The sequence below is a fragment of the Formosa sp. L2A11 genome (assembly GCF_009796865.1).
Classification (GTDB): Bacteria; Bacteroidota; Bacteroidia; order Flavobacteriales; family Flavobacteriaceae; genus Formosa.
On the sequence record NZ_CP047028.1, the window covers coordinates 523,446 to 535,233 of the forward strand.

The following is an 11,788-nucleotide window of genomic DNA, read 5'->3' on the forward strand; positions in this document are numbered from 1 at the left end:
CATTCCGCGTAACGCGTCTATATATATGATAAGCGCTTCAATAGTAATTGACTATTGAAGCGCTTTTTTTTATAGACTTAAACTCATGCCAACTTTTAAGAACTTGAGGTTTTAATGCTTATTTTTGTAGTGTTTAAAAACTATATTTTAATATGAATTTCAATTTAAAAAATAAATATGCTTTGGTTTGCGGAAGCACATCTGGTATAGGAAAAGCAACAGCTAAACTTTTAGCTGAAGAAGGAGCAAATGTTACACTAGTAGCACGAAACGAAAACAAACTAAAACAAGTTTGTTCTGAATTACCAAACCCAGAATTACACAACTATATTGTTGCAGATTTTTCTGACCCAACGGCTTTAAAAGAAAAATTAGAAACTTTTTGTACTAAACAACACGGATTCCATATTTTGGTAAATAATACAGGAGGACCAACTGCAGGACCTGTCTTTACTGCTACATTAGATGCGTTTGAAATTGCTTTTACACAACACTTAAAATGTAATCATGTACTTGCACAAACTGTAGTCCCTTTTATGAAGAAAGCTGGATATGGTAGAATTATAAATATAATTTCTACTTCTGTAAAACAACCTATAGACGAGCTTGGTGTTAGTAATACCATTCGTGGTGCTGTAGCTAGTTGGAGTAAAACACTATCTAACGAATTAGGATGTTTTGGAATTACGGTTAACAATGTACTTCCAGGATCTACAGCAACAAATCGCTTATTCGACCTTCTTAAAAATACATCAAAAATAACAGGAGAACCCGTAGACGAAATTATAAAATCTTCTGCAAAATCTATTCCTGTTCATCGTTTTGCTAAACCAGAAGAAATTGCAAATGCCATTGTCTTTCTTGCCAGCGAGCAAGCTAGTTATATTAATGGTATTAATCTTCCGGTTGATGGTGGACGTATTAAAAGTTTATAATATGAAATATTTTTTAAGTGGTTTTATCTTTTTAATGACACTTCAGATTCACGCTCAATATCAAATTAAGAATGTTACAAATGCAGGAATTGATGAACTCCGTACAATAGAACAAGTTGTAAACTGGATTAATTACGGACAACCTGATGCTGTAATTGCAAATATTTTTAATGATGAAATGATTGATAAAATATACTTAAATATTGAATCTACATCGCTTTCTATGAAGTACCCTAGAAGTGAAGTTTCTAAACAAAGTACATCTAAAATAGAAGACGAATCTACTATAGTTTGGTATGAACGTACTATTTATAAAGAACGTAAAAAGGGTTTAAAACCTGCATATCAAATTTATGTAACTATAGATATGAAAAAATCGCCTTACGAGATTTTAGATTTATTTTTAAGACGCGGAAAAAAGATCGAGATTCGTGATTATACAACAAAGGGGTTATAGTTTTTAAAGATTCCGTTTATTATTAACATCCTAGGTGTTTTGCGTTAGGGATTGCAGCGGCATCCTTTTTTAATATTTTGGAATTAAAAAAGATATAGCGTAAAGCCCGACTGGTGTTTATGTTTTTTAATAAACACCAGTAACGCTCAAATACAAAATAGAAGTAACGCTTATAATTTTAAAACATGCATTTTATACCTCAAGAACTGGACGATTATGTGGTTAAACATACAGAAGACGAGCCTGAATTATTAAAGCAATTAACGCGAGAAACCTACCAGAAAATATTGCAGCCACGTATGCTTAGTGGGCATTACCAAGGACGTATTTTAAGTATGATTTCTAAATTAATACATCCTAAAAATATTCTAGAAATAGGTACATACACAGGCTATTCTGCTTTGTGTTTGGCTGAAGGTTTACAAAAAGGTGGTAGTTTACATACTATAGATGTGAATGAGGAGCTTTACGATTTTCAGAAAAAATATTTTGATGCTTCTGAATTTGGACCTCAAATACACCAGTATTTAGGAAGTGCTATAGATATTATTCCTGAATTTAAAGAAACGTTTGATTTGGTTTTTATTGATGCAGACAAGGAAAATTACCCTAATTACTTTAATTTAATTGTGGACAGATTAAAATCTGGTGGTGTAATTTTGTCTGATAATGTACTTTGGAGTGGAAAAGTAATAGAGCCTTTAAATCATAAAGATAAATCTACAAAAGCTGTTTTAGAGTATAATACACTTTTAAAAGAGGATCCTAGAATTGAAACAGTATTACTGTCTGTTCGCGATGGATTAACAATTAGCAGAAAAAAGTAATTACATATTACGACGAACAGACCCTGTAAAGTCTTCTAAATCGTCTTTTACTTTCTTTAATTGGTCTTGAACATCTTTAGTCACAGAAGTGTCTAAACCGCTTTTATTGGCCGTTTTTGTTATTTCTTGCTTAATGTCGCTAGTGGCATTTTTAATTTCTTTCATGCCTTTTCCTAAACCACGTGCAATTTCAGGCACCTTATCGGCACCGAAGACCATGACAACAATAAATAATACGAACATTATTTCTGCGCCACTGATAAATAAAAATATAGGTTGTTGTATCACGATGTAAATATACTAAGTGTTTGAATACAAAAATAAAAAAAGCCAACTTAAAAAAGTTGGCTTTAACATAATGTTTTTATTTAATTTTTTGTTTTTGCTTTAAAAGCGTCAAATTCACTTGGTTTAGTTTCTTTTGGCCAAGAGTTATTTGAAGTATCTACATCGGCAGTTTCAAGATTTGGATCTGCCTTAATACTTACGATTTCTTTATCTGAACCTATTGATTTACTAACTTCTTTATCGTTAAGTCTCCATATTTGTGCTGGATAGGTTTCTGTTTTAGATGTTCCATCTGCGTATGTATACTCTACAATAATTGGCATTACTAATCCGCCTGGTTTTTCGAAAGTTACGTTATAGAAATATTTGGGCTCTTTTAAACTTTTACGTTCTTCTGGCGTAAAATTATCCATAATAAATTCTTTTAATGTCGTAGAGTTATCTACAGCACTTCCGTCTTTAAGAGTCGCTTTGTACTCTGGACTATCTTCTTCAACCATAAATACTAAAGGTGGTAAATCGCTAACTTCCATACCGTAGCGTTTAGCTTGTGCTTTAGTTTCTTCATTAACTTCTGAAGATACATAGTATTTCTTAACACCTTTTATTCCTATGTCTACATAATCTGTAGTGTAGAACCAGCCTCTCCAGAACCAATCTAAATCGATAGCTGAAGCATCTTCCATTGTTCTAAAGAAATCTTCTGGTGTTGGGTGTTTAAACATCCAACGGTGAGCATATTCACTATACGCATAGTCAAATAACTCATGTCCCATTACTGTTTCTCTTAATATATTTAAGGCTGTTGCTGGTTTAGCATAAGCATTGTTACCAAATTGGTAAGTATTTAAACCTTTTGTCATGATTGGAGCAATAAAATCTTGATCGCCTCCCATGTAAGGTACTATTTTAGCAGCAGGACCTCTTCTTGAAGGGTAAGCTGTTTGTCCTGGAGATAATGCACTTGGATATGCTTTACCAAAATCTTGCTCTGCAATATATTGTGTAAACGTATTTAAACCTTCGTCCATCCATGTCCATTGGCGCTCGTCACTATTTACAATCATAGGAAAGAAGTTGTGTCCTACTTCGTGAATAATCACACTTATCATTCCAAATTTAATTCTATCTGTGTATTTACCTTCTTTATCTGGACGCCCGTAATTCCAACAAATCATTGGGTATTCCATACCTTGATTTTTAGCGTGTACAGATATTGCTTTATTGTAAGGATAATCGAAAGTCATTTTAGAATACGATTTTAACGTACTTGCAACAGCTTTAGTAGACCATTCTTCCCATAATGGGTTTCCTTCTTTAGGATACATAGATACTGCCATGATGTTTTTACCACCAATTTTAACAGCCATCATGTCCCAAATAAATTTTCTTGAAGTAGCAAAACCAAAGTCACGTACATTTTCTGCATATAACTTCCATGTTTTTGTTTTATTACTAAACTGCTTTTCTGCAGCTTCTGCTTCCTCTTGAGTTACAATTACAACAGGCTCTTTATAAGATTTCTGAGCTTTATTGTAACGTTTCATCATGGTTTTAGAAAAGACTTCTTTTCTATTCATTAATTTTCCTGTTCCATCTAAAATATGATCTGCAGGAACAGTAATGTTAACTTCAAAATTTCCGAAAGGTAAAGCGAATTCATCACGCCCCCAGAATTGAGAGTTTTGCCATCCTTCTACATCACTATATACAGCCATTCTTGGATAGAATTGCGCGATAACATAAGCTCTGTTTCCATCTTCAGGGAAATACTCGTATCCTGAACGGCCACGACCATCTACATGGTTATTAATATTATACCACCATTTTATTGTAAAAGAATATTTTTCGCCAGACTTTAATGGTTCAGGTAATTCTACACGCATCATCGTTCTATTAATCATGTGTTGTAAATCTTTACCTGATGTATCTTTAACGCCTTGAATGTTAAAACCTCCATCAAAAGGCTCTTTCATATAATTAGATACAAATCCTGCAGGTTGTTGTGCCGCAGCGACTCCTCCGCCTTCAATAAGTGGTGTTTTAGAATCTTTTGCACGCATATTTTGATCTAACTGCACCCATAAATATTTTAAAACGTCTGGAGAGTTATTTGTGTACGTAATAGTTTCGAAACCTGAAATTTTAGCATTTTTATCGTCTAACTTAATATCCATATTATAATCAGCTTGTTGCTGATAATAAGCTGGACCTGGTGCACCAGATGCAGAACGGAACATATTAGGAGTTGAAAACTCGTCGTATAATTGCTTAAATTTGTTAGTGTTTGTGTGCCCTTGCTCACGTTCGGGCTGACTTTGCTCTTGCGCCATGACGCTTGCCGAAATAAAAACGGCAGAAAGAATTAGGTACTTTAGTCTTTTCATATTTTTTTTGTTTGGAAATAATTGGATTGGAAAAATAGTACTTTTATGTGTGATACAGAAGTTTAATCTAATTTTAACAATCCTTTATCATTCTCTTTTATTAGAATAAAACTTTTTTTCTTACCATTTATATCTAGGCGAACAACATTTTGCTGCTCTTCGAAAATATCGTACAACACTTTGTTTTTTACTTCTATTTCTGAAATATGATCTATTTTAGGAATTTCGATATAGCATATTGCAATATCGTTATCATACTCCTTCCCTATAAATTGTAAAACAGCAGGTTTGCCATTAATTTTTATTTGAATTTTCTCTGTAAGATATTTTTCTAAATAATAATCTACCTTATCCGATTCGTTTTTTCCTGCTAAAGTGATAGATTCATCAAAACGTTCGCGGACCAATTTTTCTAAATCATCTATAAAAATTCTAGTAATAATTTGTACCGATTGTTTCTCTTTAACGTAATGCACTTCAGTAATACTTACATAGTATTTATGTGCGGTTGTAAATGCCAATAAGGGCACTAAAAATAATAAAAGATAATAGTTAAAGGCTTTCATTTGTGTTTTTTTGATTATAAATGTAACTAATTTACCAAGGTTCTTAACGTTCTATTGATTTATTCTGATTTAATATTCTTAATGTATACAGCGTACTTTTCATTTAAGTATTGTAAAATTTCTATATCCTTACGTGTCTTACACCTGGTTATAAAATCTGGAGACTCTGAACAGAAATACCAGAAATCCATCTGTTTAAATTCACTTAAAGGATGCTCACTAAAGAAATCGTCTGATAATCGTTGCCTTATTTGAGTTATAAGTTTATCGTTTTTTTCTAAAGCTACGTGTGCTTTAAGCATTTTTGTTCGCCCGGATATTCCGTTAGCTACAGTATGTAAAATCCCTGATTTTGCCTGGCTTAACTGCCGTTCGGCTTTTGTGGCTCTTTTTCCCATATAACCAGGAATACCTACATCGTAAAAATTAATTTCAGGCTCTCCTGTAGCGTTTCCTATATCAAGCATTAAATTACCAGTTAAGATTTTCCCAACAATAACTTCGTTTAATTGATTAACTTCTTCATTAAGGTTCACATGCATACTTTTACTTGTAAGAATAGGAACATCTATTATAATTTCTTGTGTGGTGTATTGAATAGCAGAAAATACAATTGTATCGTGAAGTTTGGCTGCTATAAAAAAAGCGCCATTAGCATTTGTTGTTGTAAAACGCTTAGAGGTTTTGTTTATAACATGAATATTTTCAATATCATCTTCTCCTGTTACTGTTCCAGAAATTGTTTCTAAACTTTGAGCATTAACTAAAGACATACTTCCTAAAAAACAACATAACAAGAATGGTACTTTCATTATTTAATTGGAAGTTGAATTCAGGTTATTAATGTACTGAATATATTTAGCGTTAATATACGCTAAAATTTCAACATCTCTTTTTCCTTTACATCGTGTGAGGAAATTTGAATCTTTGGAACAGAAATACCAAAAATCCATCCTATTATTTTCATCTAACGGATGCTCACTAAAAAAAACAAGAGAAAGACGTTGTCTTATTTTTGTTATAAGATCGCTACTACGTTCCATGGCAACATGCTCTTTTAACATTTTAGTCCTGCCTGTTAATCCATTTATTATGGGATTTATAGGAATAGCCCCTCCAATTACACCTAATAACATTTTGGGTTTAAACTCCCCCGCTTCTTGTAACAATCTTTCTTGTTGCGTTTTACGTTTTCCCATGTAACCAGGAATACCTACATCGTAAAAATTAATGTCTGGTTTTTCTGTCGCGTTTCCTATATCAAGCATTAAATTACCAGTTAAGATCTTCCCAACAATAACTTCCCTTAATTGATTAACTTCTTCATTAAGGTTCACATGCATACTTTTACTTGTAAGGATAGAAGCATCTATTATAATTTCTTGTGTCGTGTATTGAATGGCAGAAAACACAATTGTATCGTGAAGTTTAGCAGCTATAAAAAAAGCACCTTTAGCATTTGTAGTTGTAAAACGTTTAGATGTTTTATTGATAACATGTATATTTTCAATATCATCATCTCCTGTTACAGTTCCAGAAATAGTTTCTAAACTTTGAGCATTAACAAAAGAAACACTTCCTAAAAAACAACATAACAAGAATGGTACTTTCATTATTTAATTTGAAGTTGAATTTATATTCCTTAGGTATTCAATATATTTATTATTTAAAAAGACGATAGTTTCATCATCCATTTTGCCCTTACAGTGCGTTTGAAAGCTAGGATCGTCTGCACAGAAATACCAAAAATCCATTCTATAATCTTCATCTAAAGGATGTTCACTAAAAAACACAACAGATATTTGGTCTCTTATTTCTGAAACAAGATTATCATTATGCTGCATTCTAACATACTTTTTTAGCATTTTTGTTTTTCCAGTAAGTCCATTTATTACCGAATTAACAGGAAAAGAAGCTCCTGCTCCTCCTAGAGCTATTGAAGGCTTAAATTGTTTGGATTGATAATAACGTTCTTCTTCTTTTGTTCTCATTTTACCTGTAAGCCCAGCAATACCAACAGTATAAAAATTATATCCATCTGCATCTGTCGCGTTTTCCATATCTAACATTAAATTTCCTGTTAAAATATTACCTACAATAACTTCGTCTAAAGCATTAATCAATTCTTCTAGATCTACTCTTATTGCTTTATTAGAAATAGCATATTTATCTATTATTACTTCTAAATGATTATATTGTATTGAAGAAAATTGTAATGTATCATTAAGTTTAACAGGAATTGTAAACCCTCCATTCTTGTCTGTTATGGTGTATGTTTTAGATGTTTTATTAATAACATGTATATTTTCGACATCATCTGCTCCTCTAACTTCTCCAACTATGGAAACCATTTGAGAATAAGAATTTGTACTAAAAAACAACCAATAAAACCGACAATCCGACAATAAAAAATGTATAATTCTTCATTTTATTGAGCTAAGAATGCCTTACTTGCTTTAGAAAGATATTCTATTAGCTTCATTTCTTGTCCGGATTGCAACAGAACTGGATCGATGTTTAAATCGACATAGTTTATAAAATCTTCAACCTTAGAAGCTGGAATTTCAAAATTTTCAACAATAAAATTATGAGAATATATACCACGAAGCCCTAAGTTTTCTTCGGTCTTTTTAATCACTTTATCTGTTTTAGTTTCTTTCTTCTTAAATAATGGTTTTAAAAAGGTATCTGCAATAGCAACTATATTCATACCATTATAATACTCTCCTTGCTTTAAAAGACTCATATCTGCTGCAGAATGATAATCATCAGGAAACACATACGCCGTAATATCTCCAATACCAAAATTAATACCTTCTAAGTCTGCACTAAATGTTTTTATTTTTTTAAGATCTTCATATAAAACTCCCGTTAAACCAAACGGAAATATAACCACCTCGTTTAGTCGGTTAACGTGTTCTACAAGGAAAACAGTTAATTGTTTAGACTTTAGAACCTGATCGTCTATCTTAAGATGTATATCGTCAAACTGTAATGAAGAGATTTCTATAGCATCTAATGCACCAGCTTCAATTATAAAGTCACCATCTTTATTTGTAACGGTTCCTTTATTGGTAGATGAGTTGTATACGGTAACACCCTCAACATCATCTGAATCAGTTACAACTATACGTCCAGAAATTTTTACACGATCAATATTCTGAGCTGTTAAAGCTCCTACTGAAAGCAACGTAAATAAAATAAGCAACTGTTTTTTCATTAGGTATATTTTCAATAAAGTTAATAACATAACACCCTATTAATTTATTCATGCCATTTAAATTTTTGTTAAAACTACGTATTACCTAAATTTACACTAAATTAACGACCATGAAAAATATGATTATTGCCAGTACATCTACAGTTTTTGGTAGTTCGTACTTAGACTATCTTTTAGAAGAATTACAGTCTCATTTTAGTACTGTAAAAACTATATTATTTGTTCCTTATGCTAGACCAGGAGGAATAACTCACGATGATTACACTGAAAAAGCTAAAGAAGCTTTCGCAAAAATTAATATTAATATTGTTGGCTTACATACTTTTAAAACTCCTAGTGAAGCAATTACAAAAGCAGAAGCTATTTTTGTTGGAGGAGGAAATACTTTTGTATTAGTAAGTCAATTATATAAAGTTGGAGCTATGCAAGCTATAACACATGCTGTTAATAATGGGACGCCTTATTTAGGAACAAGTGCCGGTAGTAATATTTGTGGTTTAACAATGAATACAACAAACGATATGCCTATAGTATATCCGCCAAGTTTCAAAACCTTGGGGTTAGTTCCGTTTAATATTAATCCGCATTACTTAGATCCTGATAATGGTAGCAAACATATGGGAGAAACTAGGGAAACAAGAATTAAAGAATTCATGTGTTATAATACACAACCCGTTGTAGGATTAAGAGAAGGTAGCTGGTTAGACGTAAAAGGAGATCATATTATTTTAAAAGGGACATTATCTGCCAGAATATTTAAGCATAGTCTTGCGCCTTATGAATTAGAGCCTGGAAATGATTTAAATAAATTAAATTAGAAATATATACTTATATCAAATATGTATTACAGAGGGGACTTTTATAGTCCCTTTTTTTATGAATGAATTTTAGAGTATAAATTGAAAGATACACAATCAAAACACAAGTTTATTGTTAACCTATTTATATACTTTTATTTGATTGTAAACAATAAAGAGAACTTTATAAAAGTAAATCATTCATTTTAGGGTATAAAAAAAAGGCTTCATCTAAAGATGAAGCCTTTTGAGCGAGAGACCGGGTTCGAACCGGCGACATTCAGCTTGGAAGGCTGACGCTCTACCAACTGAGCTACTCTCGCATTACCGGGTGCAAATATACATAAATCATATATTAGTATCCAAGAAAAATTTACATTTTTTTCAAAAAGTGATACCCCAATATATTGAAGCCTTCATTGTAATAAAATTTGTGCGAAGGATGGTTCTGTACATAAGTATTTAACTCTGCTGCTTCACATCCTTTTCCCTTAGTATACTCGTAAATCCAACTAAAAAACTGTTTACCAACACCTTTACTTCTATAATTATCATCAATATAAACGTGATCAATCTCTACGCTACGCCCACTATAATGACGTGTTGAAAACCATAAACCACAAATTCCTATCAAAACATTGTCACTAAAAACACCTATACATTCATAATTTTGCTCAAACATTTCTGAAAAACGTTCAATTAAAAGTGCATCCGAATGTTTATTATTTGTGAATTTTTGCATTAATGGAATTATTTCTGATAATTCATGCTTCTGAAGTTGTCTATATATTAGCTCCATATATCTGTAATTAATTTGTGTTTTTTAAACTGTAAACTTAATCAAGTTTAAATTATCAATCTAATAAGTAAAACATAAAAATTTAAGTGCCTAATTTTTATTAATTAAATAAAGTTAATTTTAGAATCGGAATTGATTAATAAAGTAATTAGTTATTTTTATAATAGAATATACAGGTAATACATTATAAAAACAAAGTCATAAAATAACAATGATAAATTACAAGCAGCTAAAAACAATTACAAATCCATTTTTTGAAAAAGCTTGGCAATTGTATAATAATGCATTTCCTGAAAACGAAAGACGAAACCTTAACGGGCAAATTCATATTCTTAAACTTAAAGCATACCATTGTGAAAGTATTTATATAGAAAATAAACATATAGGTATTCTATTCTGGTGGAATTTTGAAACATTAAGATATATAGAACATATTGCAATAGTTCCTGAATTACAAAATAAAGGGTTAGGAAATATTATAATAAATCATTTTCTAAACCAAGACCAATCTAAACCAACACTCCTGGAAGTAGAACCTTCAATTACGAATATTCAAAAAAGACGTATCTCATTTTTATAATACAAATAGGTTTTAAAATGAATGCCTATAAATATGTACAACCAGCATTACAAGAATCTACAAAATCAATTTCATTAAATTTACTTTCATACCCAGAATTACTTAGTAAAGCTGATTATAATAGTTTTATAACCACCTATCATAATCTAATATATAGCCATAAAAACACACATTAAATCAATCTCATATAAATGATGTATAATGTTATTAAAAGTAAACAGAAAGGAATCTCATCCATTAATATTGTTCAGCATCATTACATTATTTAAAGGGTGTAGAATAAAAAAATACAGAATAGGATTAGTATATTAAAACAAGTTTATAATAACCAATCATAATTTAATATATAGCAATATAGATAGCGGTTAAAGCTGTCTTAAATAAATGATGTCTATTCTTATTAAAATTAAATGAAACATGATTAAAAGCTCTAAAATTAATTAAGCAGAAAAGGTTTACAATAAGGTGATACTATAACTAATAATGATAGTAAAAAATCTGTGTAACAACTCAACACACTAGAGAATGATGTCATTTGAAGTATTAGTAATTAATTCTAATAAGATAGAGTAATTACTCTATGTATGACCTTCATGTTTGACTAAGCATAAAGAACATTCAGAAAGATTAATTGATCTTTAGATAATAAATGAAGAATCAAAGAGGTTCTAGAGGGAGTGCTATAAAAAAGATAATAAGGAGTAATCAGAAGTATTAAAGGTAATAATCCAGGAGTTAAATTATTTGGGGTATAAACAAAAAAAATCCTGAACAAATTCATGTTCAGGATTTAATTAAAAAAGGCAACGTCCTACTCTCCCACAATGCAGTACCATCGGCGCTAATGGGCTTAACTTCTCTGTTCGGAATGGTAAGAGGTGAGCCCCATCGCAATAATCACCTTAAATTGTTGATCGTTAGTTGTATCATAT

Annotated in this window: 14 protein-coding genes, 1 tRNA gene and 1 rRNA gene; 6 read left to right on the forward strand and 10 right to left on the reverse strand. The window is 31.2% G+C overall.

Translation table 11 applies throughout. From position 1 onward, the window contains the following. Positions 1-152: 152 nt before the first annotated feature. The 3 genes from GQR95_RS02370 (at position 153) to GQR95_RS02380 (ending at position 2,219) form a co-directional block, all read left to right on the forward strand. Positions 153-935: an SDR family oxidoreductase gene (locus tag GQR95_RS02370; RefSeq protein WP_159021626.1), complete on the forward strand. Its 783-nt coding sequence runs from the start codon at positions 153-155 to the stop codon at positions 933-935. Position 936: 1 nt separating this feature from the next. Continuing rightward, complete coding sequence (locus tag GQR95_RS02375) at positions 937-1,392, forward strand: hypothetical protein (protein ID WP_159021627.1); 456 nt, start codon at positions 937-939, stop codon at positions 1,390-1,392. Between the two features lie 185 nt (positions 1,393-1,577). Further along, positions 1,578-2,219 carry an O-methyltransferase gene (locus GQR95_RS02380; RefSeq protein ID WP_159021628.1) on the forward strand — a complete coding sequence of 214 codons (642 nt, stop codon included), beginning with the start codon at positions 1,578-1,580 and terminating at the stop codon, positions 2,217-2,219. Here GQR95_RS02380 and GQR95_RS02385 read toward each other — a convergent pair whose 3' ends face one another. From GQR95_RS02385 to GQR95_RS02415, 7 genes are all read right to left on the reverse strand, one after another. Beyond that, the gene (locus tag GQR95_RS02385) at positions 2,220-2,507 is read right to left on the reverse strand and encodes a twin-arginine translocase TatA/TatE family subunit (RefSeq protein ID WP_159021629.1); all 288 of its coding nucleotides are present in this window, start codon (positions 2,505-2,507) and stop codon (positions 2,220-2,222) included. An 80-nt stretch (positions 2,508-2,587) separates the two neighbouring features. Further along, positions 2,588-4,894: a M1 family metallopeptidase gene (locus tag GQR95_RS02390; protein WP_159021630.1), complete on the reverse strand. Its 2,307-nt coding sequence runs from the start codon at positions 4,892-4,894 to the stop codon at positions 2,588-2,590. 62 nt (positions 4,895-4,956) lie between these two features. Further along, positions 4,957-5,460 (reverse strand): DUF6702 family protein, encoded by a 504-nt coding sequence (locus GQR95_RS02395; RefSeq protein ID WP_159021631.1) that lies wholly within the window; start codon positions 5,458-5,460, stop codon positions 4,957-4,959. A 59-nt stretch (positions 5,461-5,519) separates the two neighbouring features. Further along, positions 5,520-6,272: a carboxypeptidase-like regulatory domain-containing protein gene (locus GQR95_RS02400; protein ID WP_159021632.1), complete on the reverse strand. Its 753-nt coding sequence runs from the start codon at positions 6,270-6,272 to the stop codon at positions 5,520-5,522. 3 nt (positions 6,273-6,275) lie between these two features. Beyond that, positions 6,276-7,073: a carboxypeptidase-like regulatory domain-containing protein gene (locus tag GQR95_RS02405; RefSeq protein ID WP_159021633.1), complete on the reverse strand. Its 798-nt coding sequence runs from the start codon at positions 7,071-7,073 to the stop codon at positions 6,276-6,278. 3 nt (positions 7,074-7,076) lie between these two features. After that, on the reverse strand, positions 7,077-7,811 hold the full coding sequence (locus tag GQR95_RS02410) for a hypothetical protein (RefSeq protein WP_159021634.1): 735 nt from the start codon (positions 7,809-7,811) through the stop codon (positions 7,077-7,079). A gap of 77 nt (positions 7,812-7,888) precedes the next feature. Further along, a complete protein-coding gene (locus GQR95_RS02415; RefSeq protein ID WP_159021635.1) occupies positions 7,889-8,680 on the reverse strand; it encodes a carboxypeptidase-like regulatory domain-containing protein in 792 nt (263 codons plus the stop codon). A gap of 110 nt (positions 8,681-8,790) precedes the next feature. Here GQR95_RS02415 and pepE point away from each other — a divergent pair, with 110 nt between their 5' ends. Further along, positions 8,791-9,498 (forward strand): dipeptidase PepE, encoded by a 708-nt coding sequence (gene pepE / locus GQR95_RS02420; protein ID WP_159021636.1) that lies wholly within the window; start codon positions 8,791-8,793, stop codon positions 9,496-9,498. Positions 9,499-9,727: 229 nt separating this feature from the next. Here pepE and GQR95_RS02425 read toward each other — a convergent pair. Beyond that, a tRNA-Gly gene (locus tag GQR95_RS02425) sits at positions 9,728-9,800 on the reverse strand. 50 nt (positions 9,801-9,850) lie between these two features. Next, positions 9,851-10,276 carry a GNAT family N-acetyltransferase gene (locus GQR95_RS02430; protein ID WP_159021637.1) on the reverse strand — a complete coding sequence of 142 codons (426 nt, stop codon included), beginning with the start codon at positions 10,274-10,276 and terminating at the stop codon, positions 9,851-9,853. A gap of 211 nt (positions 10,277-10,487) precedes the next feature. Between GQR95_RS02430 and GQR95_RS02435 the strand changes: the two genes are divergently transcribed. Both GQR95_RS02435 and GQR95_RS02440 read left to right on the forward strand, forming a co-directional pair. Then, positions 10,488-10,856 carry a GNAT family N-acetyltransferase gene (locus GQR95_RS02435; RefSeq protein ID WP_159021638.1) on the forward strand — a complete coding sequence of 123 codons (369 nt, stop codon included), beginning with the start codon at positions 10,488-10,490 and terminating at the stop codon, positions 10,854-10,856. Positions 10,857-10,873: 17 nt separating this feature from the next. Further along, positions 10,874-11,032, forward strand: a complete 159-nt coding sequence (locus GQR95_RS02440; protein WP_159021639.1) for a hypothetical protein — start codon at positions 10,874-10,876, stop codon at positions 11,030-11,032. A gap of 622 nt (positions 11,033-11,654) precedes the next feature. Here the strand turns inward: GQR95_RS02440 and rrf are convergent. Next, positions 11,655-11,761: ribosomal RNA gene (gene rrf / locus GQR95_RS02445) — 5S ribosomal RNA — on the reverse strand. Between the last annotated feature and the right edge of the window lie 27 nt (positions 11,762-11,788).